This window comes from Bauldia litoralis (assembly GCF_900104485.1).
GTDB classification, from domain to species: Bacteria; Pseudomonadota; Alphaproteobacteria; order Rhizobiales; family Kaistiaceae; genus Bauldia; species Bauldia litoralis.
Genome location: NZ_FMXQ01000004.1, coordinates 56400 through 80786, shown reverse-complemented (window position 1 = coordinate 80786; position 24387 = coordinate 56400). Strand labels below are relative to the sequence as shown.

Below are 24387 nucleotides of genomic sequence, written 5' to 3'. Positions count from 1 at the left end.
GGCCGGATGGCTTTCCTGCGCTCGATCTCGACCGTCTCGACCAGCCCGACGATCCGGGCCGAGCGGGTCCTGCTGCGCGCGCCGATGCTGGCCGACTATCCGCAATGGGCGAAATTGCGCGAGGACAGCCGGTCATTCCTCGCCCCATGGGAACCGATCTGGCCGGCCGACGACCTCACCAAACTCTCCTTTCGGCGCCGAATCAGGCGTTACCAGCGAGAGATCCGCAATGGCTCCGGCTATCCGATGTTCGTCTTTTCGCCCGACGGCGAGACCCTGCTCGGCGGGCTGACGCTCTCCCAGGTCCAGCGCGGCGTCGCCCAGTCGGCGGTCCTCGGCTACTGGATGGGCATGCCCTTCGCCGGCAAGGGCTACATGAGCGCATCGGTGCGGGCGATGGCCGCATTCGCCTTCGATACCTTGCATCTCAACCGAATCGACGCTGCCTGTCTGCCCCACAACCAGGCCTCCATCCAGCTCCTCGAGACGGTCGGATTCCGGCGCGAGGGCTATGCGCGCAAGTTCCTGTGCATCGACGGCCGATGGCAGGATCACCTGCTCTACGGTCTCGTCCGTGACGACCCGCGGACCTGAAGCGCCTCTTGCCTTGTTTCGGCCCGTGTAAACAAATACTAAGTCGCGATTAACCCCGGCCGCGGAGCGTCGGTTCTTGCCTGTTCGCCTGATCCTGCTTTTTGTCCTCGCCCTCGTCTCGGTGGTGCTTCCGCACGCCGGTGCGCAGGCGCTCGATGGAATCGCCGTTCCGCTCGACAAGCGGACGCTCGACCTCACCCAGCAGGTGCAGATCTACCGGGAACCGGACGACCGCATCCAGGTCTCCACCGCGCCCGGTCCCGACGGCATCGTTCGCCGCATCGAGATCAAGTCGCAGGAGGGCGGCGGCAGTTCCGTCTGGGCGGTGTTCGCGCTTGCCAATAACGGCGACGAACAGATCGACCGGCTGCTCGTCTCGCCGCATTTCCGGCTCGCCGGATCCGGCGTCTTCTGGCCCGACCTCGGCGCGTCGCGGATCGCCAATATCACGCCGAGCCAGGGCTTTGCCCCGGACCGTCAGGACAGCCAGGAAGCCGACGTCTTCCGGATCACCCTCGATCCCGGCGCCGTCGTCACCTACATCGCCGAATTGCGCACGCCGGAATTGCCGCAGATCTACCTGTGGGACGGCGACGCCTACAAGGACGCGGTCAACTCCTACTCGCTCTATCGCGGCATCGTCCTCGGCATCTCCGGGCTGCTCGCGCTGTTCCTGACCATCGTCTTCGTCGTCAAGGGAACGGCGATGTTCCCGGCGACGGCGACGCTCGCCTGGGCGGTGCTGATTTACCTGTGCATCGATTTCGGATTCTGGAACCGGGTGATCGCCGTCCTGCCCGGCGAGGACCAGATGTGGCGCGCCGGGGCCGAGGTCCTGCTCGCCGCCTCGCTGGTCGTCTTCACCTATACCTATCTCCACCTCAATCGCTGGCACGTTCGCTACAGCCACCTGACCATCGGCTGGCTGCTCGGGCTCGTGCTGCTGCTCGGCATCTCGATTGTCGAACCGTCGATCGCGGCCGGCGTCGCGCGCCTGTCGATCGGCCTGACCGCCGTGCTCGGATTCGCGCTGATCGTCTATCTCGCCACCCATGGCTTCGACCGGGCGATCATGCTGATCCCGACCTGGGTCCTGCTCCTCGTCTGGACCTTCGCCGCCTGGCTGACGGTGACCGGCGACCTCGCCAATGACGTCGTCCAGCCGGCGCTGGCCGGCGGCCTGGTGCTGATCGTGCTGTTGATCGGCTTCACGGTGATGCAGCACGCCTTCGCCGGCGGCGTCGTCACCCAGGGACCGATCGGCGACACCGAGCGGCGGGCGTTGGCTTTGACCGGCGCCGGCGACATCGTCTGGGACTGGGACGTCCAGCGCGACCGCATCTATGCCGGCCCCGAGGCGGAAGACCTGCTCGGCCTCGGCCGCGGCACCCTGGAGGGCGCGGCGCGCGACTGGCTCGACGTGCTGCATCCTGGCGACCGCGACCGCTTCCGCTCGCTCCTCGACGCCGCGGTCGAGCAGCGGCGCGGCCGCATCTCGCAGGATTTCCGGCTGCGCTCCGAGGATGGCCATTACCGCTGGTTCCACCTGCGCGCCCGCCCGGTGCTCGGCCAGGACGGCGAGGTGCTGCGCGTCGTCGGCACGCTGCTCGACGTGACCGAGGAGCGGACGGCCGAGGAACGGCTCCTGCACGACTCGGTGCATGACAACCTGACCGGCCTTCCCAACCGCGAGCTCTTTCTCGACCGGCTCCGCGCCGCCATCGCCCGTACCGAGGCCGAAGGCGTCTCGCGGCCGTCGGTCTTCATGCTCGATGTCGACCGCTTCAAGCAGGTCAATGACGGGTTCGGACTGGCGATCGGCGACTCGATCCTCCTGACCATTGCCCGCCGCCTCACCCGGCTGCTCAAGCCGCAGGACACGCTGGCTCGCCTCAACGGCGACCAGTTCGCCTTCCTGCTGATCTCCGAGAACCAGCCGGAGCGGATCGCCGCCTTCGCCGAATCCGTGCGCCGCACGCTGCGCGCGCCGATCACGCTCGGCGAGAAGGAGGTCTTCCTCACCGCCTCCATCGGCATCTCGATGCACGACTCCAAGGACATGGAAGCCGAGGAGATGATCAAGGAAGCCGAGATCGGCATGTTCCACGCCAAGCGTCTCGGCGGCGATCGCATCGAGGCCTTCCGCCCGGCGCTGCGCCAGCATGGCACCGACCTCGCCACCCTCGAATCCGACCTCCGCCGGGCGCTCGGCCGCGAGGAGATCAAGGTCCTCTACCAGCCGATCGTCCGGCTGGAGGACAAGACGATCGCCGGCTTCGAGGCGCTGGTCCGCTGGGACCATCCCAAGCTCGGCCGGATTCCGCCGACCGACTTCATCCCGATGGCGGAGCGCACCGGGTTGATCATTCCGCTCGGCCTCTTCGTCCTCGACCGGGCGGCGCGCCAGCTCGCCGACTGGCAGGAAGCGCTCGGCCGGCACACCTCGCTCTTTACCAGCGTCAACGTCTCGAGCCGGCAGTTGTTGCGGCACGACCTGATCAACGACGTCAAGTCGGTGCTTGTCCGCTCGAGCATCAATCGCGGTTCGCTCAAGCTCGAGGTCACCGAAAGCCTGGTGATGGAGAATCCCGAATACGCGGCGCAGGTGCTGGTCCGCATCCGCGAGCTTGGCGCCGGCCTGTCGCTCGACGACTTCGGCACCGGCTATTCGTCACTGTCCTATCTCCAGCGCTTCCCGTTCGACACGATCAAGATCGACAAGACCTTCGTTCGCGGCACCGGTTCCGGCGACCGGCGGATCATCCTGCGCTCGATCATCTCGCTCGCCCATGACCTCGGCATGGACGTCGTGGCGGAAGGCGCGGAATCGGAATCGGACGCCCAGGACCTGCAGGAACTCGGCTGCGAATTTGTCCAGGGCTTCCTCTACGGCCAGCCGATGACCGCCGCCGAGGCCAACAAGCTGTTGTTCCGCACCGGCGTCGAGGAAGAATACGAAGAGGCGTAAGCCCCTGATTTCGCTCCGCTTCGACGGTTACGCCCTGAACGTTGAAGCGATTGATTTGATTGACCTTCCGCGCCGCTTGACACGGCGGCACTTCATTCCCTTATTCAGCCCATGTCCGACACCGCATCCTTGGCCGCCACGACCAAACCGCCGCTGGAAATCCGGCTCTGCGCGCCGCGTGGTTTTTGCGCCGGCGTCGACCGGGCGATCCAGATCGTCGAACTGGCGCTGGAGCGGTTCGGCGCGCCGGTCTATGTCCGGCACGAGATCGTCCACAATCGCTATGTCGTCGACAGCCTGCGGGCAAAGGGCGCGATCTTCGTCGAGGAACTCGACGAGATCCCCGAGACCGACCAGCCGGTGATCTTCTCGGCCCATGGCGTTGCCCGGGTCGTGCCGGAGGCGGCCGCGGCGCGCAACTTCTTCCAGCTCGACGCCACCTGCCCGCTGGTTACCAAGGTCCATCGCGAGGCGGAGATCCTGCACCGCAAGCGGGACCGCGAGATCGTCCTGATCGGCCATGCCGGCCACCCCGAGGTGATCGGCACCATGGGCCAGTTGCCGCCCGGCGCGGTGACGCTGATCGAGACCGAAGCCGACGCCCGCGCCTTCACCCCGCGCGATCCCGACCGGCTCGCCTGGATCACCCAGACGACGCTGTCGGTCGACGACACCGCGGCAATCGTCCGGATCCTGACCGAGCGCTTCCCGACGATCATGGCACCGCACAAGGACGACATCTGCTACGCCACCACCAACCGCCAGGAGGCGGTCAAGCGGGTCGGCGCCGAGGTCGACGCGATGATCGTCGTCGGCGCGCCCAACTCGTCCAACTCCCAGCGCCTGCGCGAGGTGGCCGAGCGTGTCGGCTGCCCGGTCTCGGTGCTCGTCCAGCGCGCCGCCGACATCGACTGGGCGCGCTTCGAGGGCATCGCCCGGCTTGGCATCACCGCCGGCGCCTCGGCCCCGGAAGTCCTCGTCGAGGAGGTTATCGACAGCTTCGCCGAGCGCTTTGACGTGCGGGTCGAAGTCGTCACCACCGCCGCCGAGGACATCACCTTCGCCCTCCCCCGTCAGCTCCGCGAAGCGGCTGAGTGAGGCTGGTTTGGCGGTCTATACCGATTTTTCCGACGAAGAGCTCGAACGCTTCCTGAGCGGTTATGACCTTGGCGCCGTCCAGTCGCTGAAGGGCATCGCCGAGGGCGTCGAGAATTCGAACTACCTGCTGGTGACGGAAGCCGGCCAGTTCATCCTGACCCTCTACGAGAAGCGCGTCGATCCGGCCGACCTGCCCTTCTTCCTCGGGCTGATGGACCACCTCGCGGCGCGCGGCCTGAACTGCCCGACGCCGGTCCATAACCGCCAGGGCGAAGCGCTTGGCCGGCTGGCCGACCGCCCGACCGCGATCATCACCTTCCTCAACGGCATTTCGGTGCGCCGGCCGCGGCCCGACCAGTGCGGCGCCGTCGGCCGCTCGCTTGCCGAACTCCACCGCGCCGCCGAAGGTTTCGCGCTTACCCGGCGCAATGCGCTGTCGGTCGAGAGCTGGCGGCCGCTCTACGAAGCCTGCGAGGGGCGCGCCGACGAAGTCAGCGCCGGCCTCGGCCGCGAGATCGAGAGCGAACTCGACTATCTTGAGGCCCATTGGCCGCGCGACCTGCCCTCAGGGGTCATCCACGCCGACCTGTTTCCCGACAATGTCTTCTTTCTCGACAAGCGGCTGTCCGGGCTGATCGACTTCTATTTCGCCTGCAACGACATGCTGGCCTATGACGCGGCGGTTTGCCTCAACGCCTGGTGCTTCGAGGCCGACACGTCGCTGAACATCACCAAGGCGCGGGCGCTGCTGACCGGCTATGCCTCGGTCCGGCCGTTCACGCCCGGCGAGATCGAGGCGCTGCCGCTGCTGGCCCGCGGTGCTGCGCTCCGCTTCCTGCTCACCCGCCTCTATGACTGGCTGACCGTACCGGAAGGAGCCCTCGTCGTGCCCAAGGACCCGTCCGAATATTATCGGCGGCTGCGCTTCCATCGCGGCGTCGCCGACGCCAGCGCCTATGGGCTCGACCTGTGAGCGAAAGAACCAGGGTCGAGGTGTGGACCGACGGGGCGTGTTCGGGGAATCCCGGCCCCGGCGGCTGGGGCGCCGTGATGAAATCCAACGGCCACGAGAAGGATCTGTCCGGCGGCGAGGCGCTGACGACCAACAACCGCATGGAGCTGATGGCGGCGATCGCGGCGCTGGAAGCGCTCAAGCGTCCCTCGACCGTCGACCTTCACACCGACTCGCAATATTTGCGCGGCGGCATCATGGGCTGGATCCACGGCTGGAAGAAGAATGGCTGGAAGACCAGCGCCAGGAAGCCGGTCAAGAATGTCGACCTGTGGCAGCGGCTCGACGCGCTGCGCGAAAAGCACGAGGTCCGCTGGCACTGGGTCAAGGGCCACGCCGGCAACGAAGCCAACGAACGCGCCGACCAGCTCGCCCGCGACGGCATGGAGCCGTTCAAGCCAAAGGGCGGGTGACGAAAGGGCTAGCGCCCGCGAAGCCGTATCAACCCGGCCCCGGTGGGGCGGAAGCCGCATCCTTTGTAGAATGCCGCCAGGTGCGGCTCGAAATCGACATGCAGCCATGCGGCGCCGCGATCCCGCGCAACGTCCGCGGCCTTCGTGACGAGTGCGGTGGCGATGCCGCGCCGCTGGTAATCCGGATGGACCGAGGTGTCGAAGATCGACGCGTGCTGGCCACCGTCCCAAGCGACATTGACGAAGCCGACCAGCGTGTCACCATCATAGGCGCCGAGGTGAGCCAGGCTGCGGGACAGTACCGCGGCGAAATCGACCGTCGGCTCCGCCTTCCACGCCGCGCGAAAGAGCGCCCTCAGGCTCTCCGGATCGGGATGCGGATCGATCCGGATCGCCGCCCGCGCCACGGTCAGTCGAGAGCCTCGATCATCGCTGCCGCGCCGGTCGCGGAGATTCCCTTGGCGCCATCCGGCTCGAAGTTCAGGACCTTGACCACGCCGTCGTCGATCACCGCCGCAAAACGCTTGCAGCGCTTGCCAAGACGGCCGGGAACCATGTCGACCTCCAGACCGATCGCGCGGGTGAAGTCGCCGAGACCGTCGGCGAGAAAGTCGACCTTGCCGTCCGCGTCGAGGGATTGGGACCAAGCCTTCATGACGTGATGGTCGTTGGTTGCCATCACCCCGATGCGGTCGACGCCCTTGGCCTGCAGCGCGCCGGCATTGGCGACGAATTGCGGGATATGCGCGTTGTGGCAGGTCGAGGTGAAGGCCCCCGGAACACCGACCAGCACCACCTTGCGCCCGCCGAAATACTCGGCCGTCGTCAGGTCCGTCGTCGTGCCGTCTGCGTTCTTGACGCGAAACTCACCATCCGGCAACCGGTCTCCGACCTTGATCATCCTGTGCTCCTGACAATAGGGAAATTCGGCCGGAAACGGCCTGACGCGAGTGGAAATAGAGCGCCGGGAGTGTCGCGTCTAGTCCAGGCGGACTTTCTGCTCGACGGCGCGATCCGGTGTGACGATCGTCACCCGGAGATCGGCCCCATCGATCGGTGTCCGCGCCCCCAGCCGGTCGAACATGACGCGATAGACCGGCGCATCTCCTTCCGACACAAGTTCGGGAACCGCCGCGTACCAGTCGGTCGGTCCCTCGACGAAGACCTCGATCGGCTCGCCCGGCGGCGTCACCAGGGCAACGTCGAATTCCGGCCGCTTGTCCGTGCCTCCGTGGCGCGTGACGTCCTCGACGGCCAGCACACCCGGCTCGGCCGGGCCCGGAATGGCTTTCCATGCCTCGGCGATGGCGCGGTTGGCGACCGCGTCGCTGGCGCCCATGCCGACGTCCAATGCGGCGTCGAAATGCTCGGGGATGCACACCTCCTCGCAGACGCCGATATCGAGCGAAAGCCGCAGCGACACCGGCCCGTCGCCGGGTGCGATGGTCAGCGGCAGAACCACACGCCCCTCGTAGACGTTGCTGATCGCATAGCCGTCGTCGTAACGGCTCGGCACCGGGTAGCTGATCGCTATGTCGCCTACGTTCGAAGATGTCGAGAAATCGGCCTGGGGCGGAATGCCGACTGCGCCGGGGGACCGCCAATAGGTATGCCAGCCCGGCGCCAGTTCGATCTCGATCGCGCCCTGTAGCGCACCGTCGGCATCGATGCCGCCGGCGAGAAGGCGGACCCGCGCCCGGTCGCCCTCGGACCACGCGCCGACCTCGGCCGCGGACGAGGTCGCCAGGCCGACGCCAAGGGCAAAGAGAACCAGCCCGGTGAAGTGCAGGGAATTCCGTCTCATGACCCACACATAGCGCAGACGATGCAGCGAAACGACTCACGTCATCGGCCCGCCGCTTCATATGTTCGTGACGCCGATGTCAGCCGCCCCGGCCTTCGCCGGCCGTCTTTTCTTTTGGCTTTGCCGTGCTACCCTTGTCGCAATGATCACGCCCGGCACCAAGAAGGACGACGCGTCCCTGAACTACCTCGACGGCCAGCTCCTGATCGCCATGCCCGGCATGCAGGACAGCCGCTTCGCGCGTACCGTGGTCTTTCTCTGCGCTCACTCGGCCGATGGCGCGATGGGCATCATGGTCAACCAGCCGGCGGCCGAGATTACCTTCCGCGACCTGCTGGTCCAGCTCGACATCCTGCCCAAGGGGTCGGAAATCCGCCTGCCGAAGAAGGCCGACGGCATGCGCGTCTATCGCGGCGGGCCGGTCGAGACCGGACGGGGATTCGTGCTGCACAGCGCCGACTATTTCATCGAGTCATCGACGCTGCCGATCGACGACCACGTCAACCTGACGGCAACGCTCGACATCCTCAAGGCGATCGCCGAAGGCAACGGCCCGCGCGACGCGATGCTGGCGCTCGGCTATGCCGGCTGGGCGCCCGGCCAGCTCGAGTCGGAGATCCAGGCCAATGGCTGGCTCAATTGCCCGGCAACGCCTGAACTGATCTTCGACACCGACATCGAGGCGAAATACGACCGCGCCCTTGCGCTGCTCGGCGTTGACTCCAGCCGGCTGTCCGGCGAAGCGGGCCACGCCTGATATCCCGACCGGCCAAGACGGTCAGCGGCGCCGTTCCCGAAGCACGAACGCAACGAAGACCGCGATGAGTGCCGCGGCAAGGCCGAACCACGTCACCGCATATTGCAGGTGGCTGTTGGGGAAGACGATCGGCGTCTCGCCGCCCTGCGGCAGCCCGCCGGGGTTTGCCGGCTCGGCCAGCGCGTCGACGATATAGGGCGCGACCTTATCGGCCGGCAGGCCGTAGGCGATCGCATAAGCATCGGGATCGCGCGAGAACCACGCATTGCCCGGGATGTCGTCGCCCGGCATGAACCATGACGACTGCTGTGGCTCGCGCATCAGCCCGGTGACCGTCGTCTCCCCATCCACCAGGCCCTCTGCGCGCGTCGACGCGTCTTTCCTGTCCTGCGGAACGAAGCCGCGGTTGACGTAGACGAGCCATCCCTCGTCCGTCTCGAACGGGGTCATCACCATGTAGCCGATACCGCCGACCGGCCCCTTCGGCTCGGTCAGCGAGAAGACGACATGGACCTCGTTCTGATTGAGAAAGCGGCCCGAGAGCCGCACCGGCGTGTACTCGGCCGCGGCGATGTCGAGCCCGTCCCACTCGTCCGGTCCGGGTGCGGGAACGGGGTCGTCGGCCAGCCGGCTCTCGACCCGGGCGATCAGCGCTTCCTTCCACTGAAGGCGGGAGACCTGCCAGAAGCCCAGCGACATCAGGACGGCGAAGGCGACCGCGGCCAGGATGCCGGGGACGAGCAGTCGGCGGGATACGGTCCGGGTCACGTCTCGTCGATGCGGCCTTCTTGCGCCCGGTGGCGATACTGCTGGGCGATCATCAGCCCCTTCAGGGGCCGCAATAGGCCGATCGACAAGCCGAGCACGAGGGGAACCCACAGCACGACATGCACCCAGTAGGGCGGATGCAGGGTGAACTCCATCACCAGCGCCAGCCCGACGACGATGAAGCCGACGATCATGATGATGAACACCGCCGGTCCGTCGCCGGAGTCGGCGAAGGCATAGTCGAGGCCGCAATTCTGGCAGCGTTCGGCGGGTTCCAGGAACCCCTTGAACAACCGCCCCTCGCCGCAGCGCGGACACCGCCCGCGCATGCCGGTCTCGAACGGCGAGAGATCCGGGTAGAGCGCCTTGTCGTCGCTCGCCGACATCCGCCTATTCGATCAGGTGCTGCGGGGCACCCCAGTTGCCCCACACGTAGATGGAGAAGAACAGGAACAGCCAGACGACGTCGACGAAATGCCAGTACCAGGCGGCCGCCTCGAAGCCGAAATGCTGCTTCGGGGTGAACTGGCCGGCCCCGGCGCGGATCAGACAGACAATCAGGAAGATGGTCCCGACGATGACGTGGAAGCCGTGGAAGCCGGTCGCCATGAAGAAGGTCGAGCCATAGATGCTGCCACCGAAGGAGAAGGCGGCGTTGGCGTATTCGTAGATCTGCACGCAGGTGAAGATCAGGCCGAGGACAATCGTCGACACCAGGCCCCAGATCAGGCCCTTGCGGTCGTTGTGCAGCAGCGCGTGATGGGCCCAGGTGACCGTCGTGCCCGAGGTGAGCAGGATCAGCGTGTTGAGCAGCGGGAAGTGCCAGGGGTCGAAGACCTCGACACCCTGCGGCGGCCAGTGACCGCCGGTGAACTCGGCCCGGGAGACCTGCTCGACCGCGTTGGGGAAGAGGCTGGCGTCGAAGAAGGCCCAGAACCAGGCAACGAAGAACATCACCTCGGAGGCGATGAACATGATCATGCCGTAGCGGAGGCCGAGCTGCACCACCGGGGTGTGGTCGCCGGCTTCCGCCTCATGGATCACGTCCCGCCACCAGACCAGCATGGTGTAGAAGACGCCGAGCAGGCCCGGTACGATCCACCAGATCGAGGCGCCGTGCATGAACGAGATGCTGCCCACCGCCAGGACAAAGGCGGCGATCGACCCCAGCAACGGCCACGGGCTCGGATCGACGAGATGGTAGGGATGGGACTTCGCGTGGGCCTCAGCCATTTCCGGATGCTCCGACGTCAGAATGCACTGTCCTGACCGGACACCGACGCCACGGCGTCGGGTTCGGCAGGATAGAAGGTGTAGGAAAGCGTGATGGTGTGGACGCTGTCGAGATCGCTGTCCCCGGCGATCGCCGGGTCAACGAAGAAAGTCACCGGCATCTCGATCGACTCGCCGGGTTGCAGCGTCTGCTCGGTGAAGCAGAAGCAGGCAATCTTGTTGAAATAGCCGCCGGCGGAAAGCGGGGAGACGTTGAAGACCGCCGTGCCGGTGGTGGTCGTGGTGCCGCGGTTCTCGGCCAGGAATATCGCCTCGCCCATCTCGCCGACCTTGAGGTCGACCGAGCGGGTGACCGGCCGGAAGCTCCAGCCGAGTCCGTTGACGATGTTGGCGTCGAAACGCACCGTGACTTCGCGGTCGATCGCCGCCTCCGGCGCCTTCTCGGCCTGCTGGGTCGTCCCGCCATAGCCGGTGACCTGGCAGAAGATCCGGTAGAGCGGCACCGAGGCGAAGGCCATGCCGACCATGCCGGCGACAAACACCGCGCAGAGCGCCGCGGTCAGCCCCATGCGGGACGTGGCGCGCTTGCCGGTTCCGGTCTTGTCAGGGGATCCGGCGCTGCTCATATCGGCCTTTGCAGGATGTTGGAGCCGAGCTTGGCGATGGTCACGAGGTAGAACAGAACCACGAACGCCGCCAGCGCCAAGGCGATCGCGATGGAGCGCATGCGGCGGCGACGGCTGCGCGCGTCGCCCGGCGTCACCGGCTCGTTGCTAGGTTCGCTCATATCGGCACTTTCAGTCACCGGAAGACTCATCGATTATCGCACACCAGCAGCGGAGGAGGAACAATGGGCGGCGGCAACGGGCAGACGATACACCTTGGCTTCGCCGGCGACCTGCTCGTCGGCCGCAAGGTCAGCAGGACGGTCGTCGCCGGCCAGCAACCGGAGGAGATGTGGGGCGACCTGCGCCCGCGGATGCTCGCCACCGATGCGATGATTGCCAATCTCGAGGCGCCGATCACCACCCATCTGGTCAAGTGGCACAAGCTGAAGTCGTTCTACCTGCGCGCCGATCCGGCGGTCATCCCTTCGCTGAGCGCCGGCAACATCCGCTGCGTCTCGCTGGCCAACAATCACATTCTCGACTTCGGCGACCAGGGCCTGCTCGACACGCGGCGCCACCTCGAGGCGGCGGGCATCGCCTTTGCCGGCGCCGGCGCCAATGCCGACGAGGCGAAGGCGCCTGTCATCTTCACCGCCGGCCAGGCGAGGATCGGCCTGATCTCGATCACCGACAACATTCCGGCCTTCCGAGCGACCGACGACCGGCCGGGCACCAACTACTGGAAGATCGGCACGGACTCCGAAACCATGGCCCGCCTCTCCGGCCTGATCGACGGCCTGCGCGCCGCGGGCGCCGACCTGATCGTCCTGTCGACCCACTGGGGCATCAACTACCGCTGGTGGCCGCCGCAGGGCTACCGCGCCTTCGCCCGGCAGGCGATCGAGCGCGGCGTCGACATCGTCCACGGCCACTCGGCCCACCTCTTCCAGGCGGTGGAGTTCCACCGGCGCGGGCTGATCCTCTACGACACCGGCGACTTCATCGAGGATCTGATCGTGCCGCCGGGTTTCCGCAGCGATCACTCGTTCCTGTTCCTGGTCGATATCGCCGACGGTCGCGTTGCGCGGCTGCGCATGGTCCCGGCCCGGCTCACCCTGGCGAAAGTCAACACGGCCCGCGGCCAGGAGGCGGAGGTGATCCGCCGCGCCATGATCAAGCGCTGCCGGGGCTTCGCGGTCGACATCCGCGAGGAGGATGGCGACCTTGTCGCCACGGCGCCCGGGACCGCCGACGGCTAGCGCCACCGCGCCGCTCATGCCAGCCCTCCGCCGAAGCCCAGCGCCTCGACGAGAAGCACGGCGAACAGCACGAAGAGATAGAGGATCGAAAAGGCGAAGAGGTCGCGCGCCGCGCGTTCGCCGGCGGGGTTCGCCTCGCTGCGATAGACCCGCAGGGCGAGACCGACAAAGGCGATGCCGCTGACGCCGGCGATGACCGCATAGGCGATGCCGGCGAAGCCGAGGACGAAGGGCGCCATCGCGGCCAGCGCCATCACGACCGAATAGGCCAGGATCTGGCGGCGGGTGGCGGCGGCGCCGGCGACCACCGGCAGCATGGGCACGCCGGCGCGGCGGTAATCCTCAGTCTTGTAGAGCGACAGCGCCCAGAAATGCGGCGGCGTCCACAGGAAGATGATGGCGAAGAGCACGAGGCTCTCGATGCTGACCGTGCCGGTCACCGCCGCCCAGCCGATCACCGGCGGCAGGGCCCCGGCGGCGCCGCCGATGACGATATTCTGCGGCGTCCAGCGCTTCAGCCACATCGTGTAGACGACGGCATAGAAGAAGATGGTGAAGGCAAGCAGCCCGGCGGCCAGCCAGTTGGTGGCAAGGCCGAGGAAGGTCACCGAGGCGACCGACAGCATCGCGCCGAAGGCCAGCGCATCGCCCGGCGCCATCCGCCCGGCCGCGACCGGCCGGCCACGGGTCCGGCGCATCACCTTGTCGATATCCGCGTCGTACCACATGTTCAGCGCGCCCGAGGCGCCGGCGCCGACGGCGATGGCGATCAGCGCCGCCACGGCGAGAATGGGATGGACGCCGGCCGGCGCCATCACCATACCGGTCAGGGCGGTGAAGATCACCAGCGACATGACCCGCGGCTTGAGCAGGGCAAAGAAATCCCCGACCGAGCCGAGCGGTTCCTCGGCGTCGATGGACGGATCAATCTCGCTGCGTTCGACGTATGCCATGACTGTCGCTTTCCCGGGATCGGGAGGCCGGCGCCGCGAAGGCGCCGATCGCCCTTACTTGATGCGCGGGAGAACCTCCCACTGGTGGAACGGCGGCGGCGACGAGAGCTGCCACTCGAGCGTCGTCGCGCCGACGCCCCACGGATTGTTGCCGGCTGCCCGCTTCTTCGCGAAGGCGTCGAACACGCCCCAGAGGAAGATGAAGACGCCGACGGCCGAGATATAGGAACCGATCGACGAGACCATGTTCCAGCCGGCAAACGCGTCCGGATAGTCGGCGTAGCGGCGCGGCATGCCCGACAGGCCAAGGAAATGCTGCGGGAAGAAGACCAGGTTGACGCCGATGAAGGTCACCCAGAAATGCAGCTTGCCGATCCGCTCATTGTACATGTAGCCGCTCATCTTCGGGAACCAGTAGTACCAGCCTCCGAAGATCGCGAAGACGGCGCCGAGCGACAGCACGTAGTGGAAATGGGCGACGACGAAATAGGTGTCGTGCAGGGCGTAGTCGAGGCCCGCATTCGACAGCTGGACGCCGGTGACGCCACCCAGGGTGAACAGGAAGATGAAGCCGATCGCCCAGAGCATCGGCGTCTTGAACTCGATCGATCCGCCCCACATCGTCGCGATCCATGAGAAGATCTTGATGCCGGTCGGCACCGCGATGACCATGGTGGCGGCGAGGAAGTAGGCCTGGGTCGAGAGCGACAGGCCCACCGTATACATGTGGTGCGCCCAGACGACGAAGCCGATGAAGCCGATGGCGATCATCGCATAGGCCATGCCGATATAGCCGAAGACCGGCTTCTTCGAGAAGGTCGAGATGATCTGGCTGATCATGCCGAAGCCCGGCAGGATCAGGATGTAGACCTCGGGGTGACCGAAGAACCAGAACAGATGCTGGAACAGGATCGGGTCGCCGCCGCCTTCCGGGTTGAAGAAGGTGGTGCCGAAGTTGCGATCGGTCAGCAGCATGGTGATGGCGCCGGCGAGAACCGGCAGCGCCAGCAGCAGCAGGAAGGTCGTCACCAGGATCGACCACACGAACAGCGGCATCTTGTGGAGCGTCATGCCGGGCGCCCGCATGTTGAAGATCGTGGTGATGAAGTTGATCGCGCCGAGGATCGACGAGGCGCCCGCGAGATGGAGCGCGAGGATGGCGAAGTCCATCGCCGGTCCGGGCTGGCCGGAGGTCGAGAGCGGCGGATAGATCGTCCAGCCGCCGCCAACACCGTGGGCGCCGGGCGCACTTGGCATGAACAGCGAGATGAGGAGGAGCAACAGCGCCGGCGGCAGCAGCCAGAAGGAGATGTTGTTCATCCGCGGGAAGGCCATGTCCGGCGCGCCGATCATGATCGGCACGAACCAGTTGCCGAAGCCGCCGATCATCGCCGGCATGACCATGAAGAAGATCATGATCAGGCCATGGGCCGTGGTGAAGACGTTGAACACCTCCGGGTCGCCGAAGATCTGCATGCCCGGCTGCATCAGTTCCAGCCGGATGCCGATCGACAGGGCGCCACCGACGATCCCGCTGAAGATCGCGAAGATCAGGTACAGCGTACCGATGTCCTTGTGATTGGTCGAATAGAGCCAGCGCCGCCATCCCGTGGGGTGGTGGTGTTCATGTCCGGCTGCGGCTGCGCCATAAGCCATCGTTCGTCTCCTTCAAATTCCCTTGGCGGGCCGCGCGCCGCGCGTGCTCCGCCGGTCGTATCCCAAGGCCCCTAGACGCCGCCTGCCGCTTCGTCCTCGGTCGCCGGTCCAGCCGGATCGTCGAGCAACTCGTATGCCGCTTCGAGATCCGTCGCCGCCAGTTCGGCCCAGGCCGCGTATTTCTCCGGCGATACCGCCTGCAGCGCGATCGGCATGAAGGCGTGGTTGCGGCCGCAGAGCTCCGAGCACTGGCCGTAATACATGCCCTCGCGCTCGACCAGGAACCAGGTCTCGTTCAGCCGGCCCGGGATGGCGTCGATCTTGAAGCCGAGCGACGGCACCGTGAACGAATGGATGACGCCGAGCGGCTCGGCGGTGACCAGCATCCTGACTACCGTCCCTGTCGGAACGACAAGGTTATTGTCGACGGCCAGCAGGCGGGGCTGGGTTGCCGGATCGGTGATCTGGTCCTCCGTCAGCATGAAGGACTCGAATTGGATGTCGCCATTGTCCGGATAGTCGTACGTCCAGTACCAGGCGGCCATGCCGGTCGCCTTGATGGTCAGCGTGTCTTCCGGATTGTAGTTCGGGATCGCGCGGGCCGGATCGTGCTGGGCGATCAGCAGCGAGAAGGACGGGATCGCGATGCCGACCAGGATCAGGATCGGCGCCACGGTCCATACAACCTCGATCAGCGTGTTGTGGCTGGTCTTGGATGGCACCGGATTGCGGCGCGCATTGAAGCGCACCATGACAATCACCAGGAGCGCCAGGACGAGGATCGTGATCGCGGTCACGACCAGCAGCAGCCCGTTGTTGAAGGCGTGGATCATCGTCATGATCGGCGAGCCCGAGGGCTGCAGATTGATCTCCCACGGCTGCGGCTGGTTTGCCAGCGCAGGCCCCGCGAAACCGCACAAAGCCGCACCGGCCAGCACGCTGCTGCCTCGTAGCCAAGAAAATGCCTGCTTCACACTTCTCTCCTTTGCCCCGCCGACCCGTTACCCCATCGGCGGCCGGGGCGAAATCCATCGCCGGCGCCAATCTCCTCGGGTCTCCTTCGAGTCGCTCCAGACAGAAACCATAAGCCGATTTTCGCTGCAACGGACGATGTTGCGCGACGATGCGGCAAATCGCGCCCTCATCGGCCATTTTTCCGGCACAAAACCGTGGATTTTCACGAAAGGTTGGTTTGGTGCAGGATGCGCGACAAGCGATTCGGCATCTGGTCGCGCCGTTTGGTCGCCATGAGACTTGGCGGCGCTCAAGAGATTTGGCGATATGCAGGACGATATAGACGACCGTCGGGGACGCTATCTGGAACCCCGCCCCAGCGATGCGCGATACGAGGAGCCCGTCGAGGAAGAGATTCCCTACGAGGATGAGGCCCCGTACCAGCACGATCCGGCCTATGACGATTTCGACGATCCGGCAGGCTATGACGAGCCGCCGCCGCGACGCAGCCGGCTCGTCCCGGTCCTGACGATTGTCGCAGGCGTCCTGGTCGTCGCGATCGCCGTGGTCGGCGTTCTCTATGCGCTCGGCGTCTTCGACAGCAACAACGGACCGACCACCGCGACGAGCGGGCAGACGCCGATCGACCTGACGCCCGACAACGTGCCGGAAGCCCCGGAGGTCCGCGCGGTCGGCGTCAACCAGACGCCGGGCGACCTCGCCGCAGATTCGATGGTGCCGGACTCGATGACGCCTGGCGCAGCCCCGGATGTGCGCGACGCCGCGGTCTCCATCGCCCCGCCGGCCCAGGGCGAGCCGCCCGTCCGCTCCACCCATGGCGACTGGCAGGTCCGCTGCGACACCCCCGCCGGCGCGCAGGGCGAGCAATGCGTGTTGATGCAATTCGTCACCGCCGAAGACCGCGACAATGTTGGCCTGACGGTCATCGTCCTCAAGACGGCGGACGGCGCGGCCCGGATCATGCGGATCCTGGCGCCGCTCGGCGTCCTCCTGCCCTCCGGCCTCGGCCTGAAGATCGACGAGGCCGATATCGGCCGCGCCGGCTTCGTCCGCTGCCTGCCCAACGGCTGCGTCGCCGAGGTGATCCTCGAGGAAGAACTGCTCGGCCAGTTGAACAAGGGCGGGACGGCGACCTTCATCATCTTCCAGACGCCTGAGGAAGGGATCGGCATTCCGATCTCGCTCGCCGGCTTCAACGCGGGCTTCGCCTCCCTGCCCTGACGATCCGCGGCGGCGATCGCCGCCCGTTCGACCACGTCGGCTGGAAGGCGGGCCGCCCGGCCCGCTTCCCCGCCACGGGATGACATTGGTTTCGCCATGCCCCATATGGGGGGCAAGCCGTTGGCGCCCCCCATTTGACGGAATCCCGACATGAGCGACAGTTCCCCCTCGATCCTCGACCGCAGTGGCCTCGATCTCGGCAAGGCCACCAGCCTGGTCAGCGACGCCCTGCAGGGCGCCGACGACGGCGAGCTCTATCTGGAATATGCGCAGTCCGAGGGTCTGGTCTTCGACAACGGCCGGCTGAAGGCCGCGAGCTTCGACACCAACCAGGGTTTCGGCCTGCGCGCGGTGTCGGGCGAAGCGGCAGGCTACGCCCATTCCGGTGAAATCTCGGAGTCGGCGATCAGGCGGGCGGCCGACGCCGTCCAGGCGGTCAAGTCAGGCCACACCGGCACCTATGCCGAGGGGCCGCAGGGCACCAACCGGTCGCTCTACAGCGACGTCAGCCCGCTCGGCGCGCCGTCCTTCGCCGACAAGGTCAAGCTGCTCGAGAAGATCGACGCCTATGCCCGGCAGAAGGACGACAAGGTCCGCCAGGTCAGCGCCTCGCTTGCCGGCTCCTACAAGATCGTCGAGATCCTGCGCGCCGACGGCCGGCTCGTCCGGGACATCCGGCCGCTGGTCCGGGTCAGCGTCAGCGTCGTGGTCGGCGACGGCGACCGCCAGGAATCCGGATCGCATGGCATGGGCGGCCGCGAGGGCTTCGAAACCTTTGTCACCGAAGACTCGTGGCAGGGCGCGGTCGACGAGGCGCTGCGCCAGGCGCTGGTCAACCTGACCGCGGTTCCCGCCCCGGCCGGCACATTCGACGTCGTGCTCGGCCCCGGCTGGCCCGGTATCCTCCTCCATGAAGCGGTCGGCCACGGCCTCGAGGGCGACTTCAACCGCAAGGGCGAGAGCGCCTTCGCCGGCCTGATGGGCCAGCGCGTCGCCTCCCCCGGCGTCACCGTCATCGACGACGGCACGCTGCCGGGCCGCCGCGGTTCGCTGACCGTCGACGACGAAGGCACGCCGACCTCGTCGACGACCCTGATCGAGGACGGCATCCTCGTCGGCTACATGCAGGACCGCCAGAACGCCCGGCTGATGGGCATGACGCCGACCGGCAACGGCCGCCGCGAATCCTACGCCCATATCCCGATGCCGCGCATGACCAACACCATCATGCTCAACGGCGAGGCCGACCCGGCCGAAGTCCTCGCCTCGGTCAAGGACGGCATCTACGCCGTCTCCTTCGGCGGCGGCCAGGTCGACATCACGAGCGGAAAGTTCGTCTTCTCTTGCACCGAGGCCTACAAGATCGAGAACGGCGTCATCGGCCCGGCGATCAAGGGCGCGATGCTGATCGGCAACGGCCCCGACGCGCTGACCCGGGTCAAGATGATCGGCAACGACATGCAGCTCGACCCCGGCATCGGCACCTGCGGCAAGCAGGGCCAGGGCGTCCCCGTCGGCGTCGGCCAGCCCTCGCTCAGGATCGACGCGCTGACGGTTGGCGGGACGGCGTAGGTTCGTACTGCCCGGTGCTCGGTGCGTGGCCGGTGTGTGCTTCGAGGCCTCGCTCGCGGAGCATCTCAGCATGGCGACGGGGGAAGCTTCACTGCCAGTCGCTGTCCCGGCCAGTGTGAGCCCTGATCCCGCACGGAAACACGCGACGCGCGCCACCCGCCAGTCGATCCATCGACCCCGCCATCCTGAGGTGCCCGGCATAGCCGGGCCTCGAAGGACGCACCCAGTTCCCCGAACCGCTCCCGCTCACACCCAAGTGATCCGGTGTGATTGGCCGTTTCCCCCCGCAGCACGACATTCTCACCAAGGAGGATGTCAGCCATGTCCAGATCCCTGCTTACCCTCGGTGCGCTCGCGCTCGCAGCCGTCGCCGTCGCCCTGATCGGCTCCCGTGCCGTCGACCAGGGCCCGGTCAGCAACGCCGCCGCCAAGTCGGACTTCGGCTTCCTCCTGGTCAACCCCGCCGGCGCGGCGGAGCTTGACGGGACCGCCACCCCCGATCCCCGTGTCGAGCGCTGGCAGCGCGAAGGCTGGGCGACCGACTTTTCGAAAACCGCCATCGACTTCGGCGACATCCTGTCCGGCGGACCGCCGCGCGACGGCATACCGTCGATCGACGCGCCAAAGTTCGTGCCCGTCGCCGAGGAGACCGGCCTCGCCGACCGCGAGCCGGTGATCAGCCTCGTCGCCGACGGCGAGGCGAAAGCCTATCCGCTCCGGGTGATAATGTGGCACGAGATCGCCAACGACACGATCGCCGGCAAGCCGGTGGCTGTCACCTATTGCCCGCTCTGCAACGCCGCCATCGTCTTCGACGCGACGCTCGACGGTCAGACCTTCGACTTCGGCACCACCGGCAAGCTGCGCAATTCCGACCTCGTCATGTATGACCGCCAGACCGAGACCTGGTGGCAGCAGTTTTTGGGCGAGGCCATCACCGGCGAGAAGACCGGCGCGACGCTGAAGATGCTGCCCTCGCGCCTCGACAGTTGGGGCCGGTTCAAGGCCGACCACCCGGACGGCATGGTACTGGTGCCGAACAACCAGCAGATGCGGGCCTATTGGCGCAATCCCTATGCCGGCTATGACAGCGCCACCGCGCCCTTCCTCTATGACGGCGCGCTGCCGGAGGGCATTCCCGCTCTCGAGCGCGTCCTCCTCGTCCGCGACTCCGAGCCCTTCGCCATCGCCTGGCCGGTGATCGAGGCCGAAAAGACCATCCGCCGGGGCGACATCGTCATCACCTGGGAACCGGGCCAGGCGTCCGCCCTCGACACGAGCCGCATCGACGAGGGCCGCGACGTCGGCAGCGTCACGGTCGTCCGCGACAGCGCCAGTGGTGCCGAGCCGGTGGTCCATGACGTCACCTTCGCCTTCGTCGTTGCCGCCTTCGAGCCGACGCTGACGATCCGCACCGAATAGCGGGATCACGCCGGCCCTCGACAGCCATCGCGCGCACCCCTATCTGTTGCACTGCAACAGGGGGCGCGAAGCAATGTCGGTCGAGTCGCACGGTGTCGATCTCCTGCCTGCCGTCGCGCTGCTCGCCGCCGGCGTCGTCGCGGTGCCGATTTTCAAGCGCATCGGCCTCGGCTCGGTTATCGGCTACCTCGTCGCCGGCATCGCCATCGGCCCCTTCGGCCTTCGCCTGTTCACCGATCCGGAATCGATCATCAGCGTCGCCGAACTCGGCGTCGTCATGCTGCTTTTCATCATCGGCCTGGAGCTGAAGCCCTCGAGGCTCTGGTCGCTGAAGCAGGACATCTTCGGCCTCGGCCTCACCCAGGTGCTGGTCTGCACAGCCGTCCTGGCCGGAGTGGCCATGGTTGTCGGGCTCAGCGGGCCGGTGGCGATCGTCGCCGCCATGGGCCTGGCGCTATCTTCGACCGCGATCGTCATGCAGATCCTCGAAGAACGCGGCGAGACCACCGACACTCACGGCCAGAAAATCTTCTCGATCCTGCTCCTGCAGGACCTCGCCATCGTCCCGGCGCTCGCCGTCGTCGCTTTCCTGGCGCCGACCGGCGACGAGCACACTGCCGCGTCGCGCTGGCTGGAAGCGGGGATCGCCGTCGGCGCGGTTCTCGGCGTCATCGTCTTCGGGCGCTATCTGCTCAATCCGATCTTCCGCTTCCTCGCCAATACGCGGGCCCGCGAGGTGATGACCGCAGCGGCGCTGCTCGTCGTCCTCGGTTCGGCTTTCGTCATGCAGGTGGGCGGCCTGTCGATGGCGATGGGCGCCTTCCTTGCCGGCGTGCTCCTGTCCGAGTCGAGTTTCCGCCACGAACTCGAAGCCGATATCGAGCCATTCCGCGGCCTGCTCCTCGGCCTCTTCTTCCTCGGCGTCGGCATGTCGCTGGACATCGCCTTTATCGGCCAGTCCTGGGCGACAATCATCGCGGTGGTGGTCGGCTTCATGGCCCTCAAGGCGGCGGGCATCTACGCGGCGGCCCGGCTGTTCCGCAACGCGCATGACGACGCGCTGCGCATCGCGCTGATGCTGGCGCAAGGCGGCGAGTTCGGCTTCGTCCTCTACGCCACGGCCATCAGCAGCAACCTCTTCACGCCGGACACCGCGGCCCTGCTGAACGCGGCGGTCATCCTGTCCATGGCATTGACGCCGCTGGCGCCGATCGTCCTGCGTCGATTGCTGCCGATCCGGCAATCCTTCGAGGGGGTCGAAGCCGCCGACGGACTGGAAGGCACGGCCCTGGTCATCGGCTTCGGCCGTTTCGGGCAGGTCGCCAGCCAGGCGCTGCTTGCCCGCGGGACCGACGTCTCGATTATCGATTCCAACACCGAGATGATCCGCAGCGCCGCGCGCTTCGGCTTCAAGATCTACTACGGCGATGGCTCGCGACTGGACGTCCTGCGGGTCGCCGGTGCCGGACGCGCCAAGATCATCGCGATCTGCATCGACGACCGGAAGGCGGCGGACAAGGCGGTTGAGATCATCAAGTCGGAATTCCCGCTCGCCAAGCTTCTCGTCCGCTCCTACGACCGCGGCCATTCACTGAGCCTGATCTCGGCGGGCGTTGACTACGAGATCCGCGAGACGCTGGAATCGGCGATGCGCTTCGGCGAGGCCGCCTTGATCGCGCTCGGCGTTCCGCAGGAAGAGGCGGCGGAAATCGCCGGGGACGTCCGCAAGCGCGACGCGGAACGGTTCAAGGCCCAGATGGCGGAAGGCATTTATGGCGGCCGCGACCTGATCAGGACCGGCCCGACGCCGACGCCGTTGTCCCAGCCCAAGCGCCACGCCCAGCCGCTCAGCCCGGAAACCGCGGCGGTCGCCGATGACGGGAAGGCCGGCGCCGAAAACTGAAACCTGCCTCTCCCTCAGGGATAGAGCCGCGCCTTCGTCCAGCCGTCGCCGTCGCGGGTGAACTTGATGCGGTCGTGCAGGCGAAACGGTCCGTCCGCCCAGAACTCGATATGCTGGGGCGCGATGCGGAATCCCGACCAGTAGTCCGGACGCGGAATCGATCCGACGCCGAACTTCGCCGTATAGGAAGCCACCGCCTTCTCCAGCGCGAAGCGCGATTCCAGCGGCCGCGACTGTTTGCTCGCCCAGGCGCCGATGCGGCTGCCCCGCGAGCGGGAGGCGAAATAGGCATCCGCCTCCTCCGCCGTCACCTGGCTCACCGCACCGCGAACGCGCACCGAACGGCGCAGGCTCTTCCAGTGAAAACAAAGCGCCGCCTTGGGATGGGCGAGCAGCTCGGTGCCCTTGGCGCTCTCGAAGTTGGTGAAGAAAACGAAGCCGGTGGCGTCGTAGCCCTTGAGCAGCACCATGCGCACATCCGGCAGGCCGTCTTCGTCGACCGTCGCCAGCGCCATCGCATTGGGATCGTTGGGTTCCGAGGCTTCGGCATCGCCAAGCCACTCGGAAAACAGCGCAAATGGATCCGTGGTTTGTTCGAAGTCACGAGTCATTAACGAATAATCACGATGTTCGAGGGTCACTGCGTCAGGAGTTGACCCGCCTTGCTCGGGCCCCGCCCACCCTATACCGGCCACCGCGCCCCGCGCCAGTCGTCGACCGCTGGAGATGGCACGCGCCAGGCCCCGCCCTTCTTCCGGGCAACGGTCGTCGCCGCCTTGCTGGCGGCCGCCGCAGGCTGCTCGCCGTTCGGAACGACTGGTGTATCCGATGCGATCCAGACCGGCTCGATCAATGCCTCGGTACCCGAAAAGGTCGACCCGTCAGATTGGGAAACCATGCGCCAGACCGTCTCGGTGGCGCCCCCGGAAGAGGCCGGCCGCGCCAGGGCATGGACGAATCCCGATACCGGTTCCTTCGGCACCTTGGTCCCGGCGGCGGCCGTGCCGGGCACCGGCGGCATGTGTCGGACCTTCTCGGCAACCGTGAACGACCTGCGCGGCGTCCGCCGCTATCGTGGCGAAGCGTGCCAGCGCCAGGCCGGCGACTGGCAACTCACCGGCGTCACCCCGGACGACACCAAGCTGCTCTAAACCATTTTGCACCTGTGAACGCCATGCTACGATTGACTATTGGATTGCCACATCAATCGGCAGCGGGGCGAAAGCATGGCCAAATACACGACGACGATTGCGGTCGACACGACCGGCAAAGGTCCTGCGCTGACGACGTCTGAATTTGAGCCGGGCGCGACGACATCGTTGATCCGGATTCTGGCAAACCAGGGATTGGCCGATGCTTTCTACGGTGAGTTGAAGGGGAGCTTTACCTACGACGGCTCTTCTCTCAACGGCGGAACCGTCGACACCTACATCACCTACAAGGGCAGCCCACCGGGTCCCGACGCGGTGCTTGAAAGCTACGCGGCGCTTAACACCCCGATCGATGTGATCACGCTGCTCGGTCTCTCCGGAGAGGCCGCGGCCGCCTACCTGTTCCGGATGACTGACTTGATCACGGGATCGCCCTTCGGCGACAAGCTCAACGCCTTTGACGGCAATGATCAAGTCGACGGAGACGCCGGAAACGACATGGTCTGGGGTGGCAAGGGCAAGGATCTCCTGTTTGGCGGTCCCGGCAATGACAAGATCTGGGGAGGACCGGGCAAGGATCAGATTTTTGGCGAAGAAGGTAATGACAAGATGTGGGGCGAAGGGGGCAAAGACACCTTCTTCATATTCGAAGATAGCGGCAAGGAGCGGATAAAGGACTACAACCGGAAAAAGGACGCTCTGGTTATCGACACCGACCTCGTCAAAAATCAGAACAAGCTGGAAAATCTCGCCAAGGAAAAGGGTGACAAGGTCGTGATCAAATTCGGCGGCGGTGACAAATTGATTATTGACGATTTTTCGCTCAAGGACCTGCACAAATCAACGATCAGCTTTTTCGATATTGATCTTTGAGGTCTCGCGGCAAGGCGAGCGGATCGCGCCGCGCGCCCTTTACCGATTGCCGCCTTTGAACTTGGTCGGAACAGCTCGCAATTGCGGCGACTGGCAACTCGACGACGTCACCCCGGACGTCACAAGCTGCTCTCAGGCAATGAAGAC

The 24387-nt window shown here is 66.3% G+C and carries 26 protein-coding genes; 14 read left to right on the top strand and 12 right to left on the bottom strand.

Annotation, left to right across the window (positions count from 1 at the left end):
* Nucleotides 1-6 precede the first annotated feature (6 nt).
* From BLT60_RS10595 to rnhA, 5 genes are all read left to right on the top strand, one after another.
* On the top strand, nt 7-594 hold the full coding sequence (locus BLT60_RS10595; RefSeq protein WP_090876425.1) for a GNAT family N-acetyltransferase: 588 nt from the start codon (nt 7-9) through the stop codon (nt 592-594).
* 76 nt (nt 595-670) lie between these two features.
* A complete protein-coding gene (locus BLT60_RS10590) occupies nt 671-3562 on the top strand; it encodes an EAL domain-containing protein (RefSeq protein WP_090876424.1) in 2892 nt (963 codons plus the stop codon).
* A 111-nt stretch (nt 3563-3673) separates the two neighbouring features.
* Nucleotides 3674-4660, top strand: coding sequence for a 4-hydroxy-3-methylbut-2-enyl diphosphate reductase (ispH, locus tag BLT60_RS10585; RefSeq protein WP_090876423.1), 987 nt, complete (start codon nt 3674-3676; stop codon nt 4658-4660).
* A gap of 7 nt (nt 4661-4667) precedes the next feature.
* Complete coding sequence (thrB, locus tag BLT60_RS10580; RefSeq protein WP_090876422.1) at nt 4668-5633, top strand: homoserine kinase; 966 nt, start codon at nt 4668-4670, stop codon at nt 5631-5633.
* The gene (gene rnhA / locus BLT60_RS10575) at nt 5630-6085 is read left to right on the top strand and encodes a ribonuclease HI (protein WP_090876421.1); all 456 of its coding nucleotides are present in this window, start codon (nt 5630-5632) and stop codon (nt 6083-6085) included. The genes thrB and rnhA overlap by 4 nt, the downstream gene beginning before the upstream one ends.
* An 8-nt stretch (nt 6086-6093) precedes the next feature.
* On the opposite strand, the gene BLT60_RS10570 is transcribed toward rnhA, so the two are convergent.
* The 3 genes from BLT60_RS10570 to BLT60_RS10560 all read right to left on the bottom strand — a co-directional run bounded on the left by BLT60_RS10570 (nt 6094) and on the right by BLT60_RS10560 (nt 7889).
* Entirely contained in the window at nt 6094-6492 is a 399-nt protein-coding gene (locus BLT60_RS10570; protein ID WP_090876420.1) for a GNAT family N-acetyltransferase, read from the bottom strand.
* Between the two features lie 2 nt (nt 6493-6494).
* On the bottom strand, nt 6495-6986 hold the full coding sequence (locus BLT60_RS10565) for a peroxiredoxin (protein WP_090876419.1): 492 nt from the start codon (nt 6984-6986) through the stop codon (nt 6495-6497).
* A 78-nt stretch (nt 6987-7064) separates the two neighbouring features.
* A complete protein-coding gene (locus BLT60_RS10560) occupies nt 7065-7889 on the bottom strand; it encodes a protein-disulfide reductase DsbD domain-containing protein (protein ID WP_090876418.1) in 825 nt (274 codons plus the stop codon).
* A gap of 142 nt (nt 7890-8031) precedes the next feature.
* Here BLT60_RS10560 and BLT60_RS10555 point away from each other — a divergent pair, with 142 nt between their 5' ends.
* Nucleotides 8032-8646 (top strand): YqgE/AlgH family protein, encoded by a 615-nt coding sequence (locus tag BLT60_RS10555; RefSeq protein WP_090876762.1) that lies wholly within the window; start codon nt 8032-8034, stop codon nt 8644-8646.
* A gap of 21 nt (nt 8647-8667) precedes the next feature.
* Here the strand turns inward: BLT60_RS10555 and BLT60_RS10550 are convergent, their stop codons facing one another.
* From BLT60_RS10550 to BLT60_RS24340, 5 genes are read right to left on the bottom strand one after another with little or no spacing between them, the layout of a single operon-like run.
* Nucleotides 8668-9414, bottom strand: coding sequence for an SURF1 family protein (locus BLT60_RS10550; protein ID WP_244521214.1), 747 nt, complete (start codon nt 9412-9414; stop codon nt 8668-8670).
* Nucleotides 9411-9800: a DUF983 domain-containing protein gene (locus BLT60_RS10545; protein WP_090876417.1), complete on the bottom strand. Its 390-nt coding sequence runs from the start codon at nt 9798-9800 to the stop codon at nt 9411-9413. Before BLT60_RS10545 ends, BLT60_RS10550 begins: the two co-directional genes overlap by 4 nt.
* A gap of 4 nt (nt 9801-9804) precedes the next feature.
* Entirely contained in the window at nt 9805-10647 is an 843-nt protein-coding gene (locus BLT60_RS10540; RefSeq protein ID WP_090876416.1) for a cytochrome c oxidase subunit 3, read from the bottom strand.
* Between the two features lie 17 nt (nt 10648-10664).
* Nucleotides 10665-11273 (bottom strand): cytochrome c oxidase assembly protein, encoded by a 609-nt coding sequence (locus BLT60_RS10535; protein ID WP_090876415.1) that lies wholly within the window; start codon nt 11271-11273, stop codon nt 10665-10667.
* On the bottom strand, nt 11270-11434 hold the full coding sequence (locus tag BLT60_RS24340; protein WP_175478384.1) for a hypothetical protein: 165 nt from the start codon (nt 11432-11434) through the stop codon (nt 11270-11272). Before BLT60_RS24340 ends, BLT60_RS10535 begins: the two co-directional genes overlap by 4 nt.
* 63 nt (nt 11435-11497) lie before the next feature.
* Between BLT60_RS24340 and BLT60_RS10530 the strand changes: the two genes are divergently transcribed.
* Nucleotides 11498-12514 carry a CapA family protein gene (locus tag BLT60_RS10530; RefSeq protein WP_090876414.1) on the top strand — a complete coding sequence of 339 codons (1017 nt, stop codon included), beginning with the start codon at nt 11498-11500 and terminating at the stop codon, nt 12512-12514.
* A gap of 14 nt (nt 12515-12528) precedes the next feature.
* On the opposite strand, the gene BLT60_RS10525 is transcribed toward BLT60_RS10530, so the two are convergent.
* The 3 genes from BLT60_RS10525 to coxB all read right to left on the bottom strand — a co-directional run bounded on the left by BLT60_RS10525 (nt 12529) and on the right by coxB (nt 15962).
* Nucleotides 12529-13467, bottom strand: coding sequence for a heme o synthase (locus tag BLT60_RS10525; RefSeq protein ID WP_090876413.1), 939 nt, complete (start codon nt 13465-13467; stop codon nt 12529-12531).
* 54 nt (nt 13468-13521) lie between these two features.
* Complete coding sequence (ctaD, locus tag BLT60_RS10520) at nt 13522-15123, bottom strand: cytochrome c oxidase subunit I (RefSeq protein ID WP_090876412.1); 1602 nt, start codon at nt 15121-15123, stop codon at nt 13522-13524.
* A 71-nt stretch (nt 15124-15194) separates the two neighbouring features.
* Nucleotides 15195-15962, bottom strand: coding sequence for a cytochrome c oxidase subunit II (gene coxB, locus BLT60_RS10515; protein WP_244521213.1), 768 nt, complete (start codon nt 15960-15962; stop codon nt 15195-15197).
* Between coxB and BLT60_RS24335 the strand changes: the two genes are divergently transcribed.
* The 5 genes from BLT60_RS24335 to BLT60_RS10495 all read left to right on the top strand — a co-directional run bounded on the left by BLT60_RS24335 (nt 15961) and on the right by BLT60_RS10495 (nt 22216).
* The gene (locus tag BLT60_RS24335) at nt 15961-16374 is read left to right on the top strand and encodes a hypothetical protein (RefSeq protein WP_175478376.1); all 414 of its coding nucleotides are present in this window, start codon (nt 15961-15963) and stop codon (nt 16372-16374) included. The two genes, coxB and BLT60_RS24335, sit on opposite strands and share 2 nt — an antisense overlap.
* A gap of 450 nt (nt 16375-16824) precedes the next feature.
* Complete coding sequence (locus BLT60_RS10510) at nt 16825-17319, top strand: invasion associated locus B family protein (RefSeq protein ID WP_244521238.1); 495 nt, start codon at nt 16825-16827, stop codon at nt 17317-17319.
* 150 nt (nt 17320-17469) lie between these two features.
* Complete coding sequence (gene tldD, locus BLT60_RS10505) at nt 17470-18891, top strand: metalloprotease TldD (protein WP_090876411.1); 1422 nt, start codon at nt 17470-17472, stop codon at nt 18889-18891.
* 321 nt (nt 18892-19212) lie between these two features.
* A complete protein-coding gene (locus BLT60_RS10500; RefSeq protein ID WP_090876410.1) occupies nt 19213-20313 on the top strand; it encodes a DUF3179 domain-containing protein in 1101 nt (366 codons plus the stop codon).
* Nucleotides 20314-20386: 73 nt separating this feature from the next.
* The gene (locus BLT60_RS10495; RefSeq protein ID WP_090876409.1) at nt 20387-22216 is read left to right on the top strand and encodes a monovalent cation:proton antiporter-2 (CPA2) family protein; all 1830 of its coding nucleotides are present in this window, start codon (nt 20387-20389) and stop codon (nt 22214-22216) included.
* 14 nt (nt 22217-22230) lie between these two features.
* Here the strand turns inward: BLT60_RS10495 and pdxH are convergent, their stop codons facing one another.
* Nucleotides 22231-22827, bottom strand: coding sequence for a pyridoxamine 5'-phosphate oxidase (gene pdxH, locus BLT60_RS10490; protein WP_090876408.1), 597 nt, complete (start codon nt 22825-22827; stop codon nt 22231-22233).
* A 51-nt stretch (nt 22828-22878) separates the two neighbouring features.
* On the opposite strand from pdxH, the gene BLT60_RS10485 reads away from it, so the two are divergent.
* Together BLT60_RS10485 and BLT60_RS10480 are read left to right on the top strand one after the other, a co-directional pair.
* Entirely contained in the window at nt 22879-23367 is a 489-nt protein-coding gene (locus BLT60_RS10485; protein WP_090876407.1) for an RT0821/Lpp0805 family surface protein, read from the top strand.
* Between the two features lie 75 nt (nt 23368-23442).
* Nucleotides 23443-24240, top strand: a complete 798-nt coding sequence (locus BLT60_RS10480) for a calcium-binding protein (protein ID WP_090876406.1) — start codon at nt 23443-23445, stop codon at nt 24238-24240.
* Nucleotides 24241-24387 lie beyond the last annotated feature (147 nt).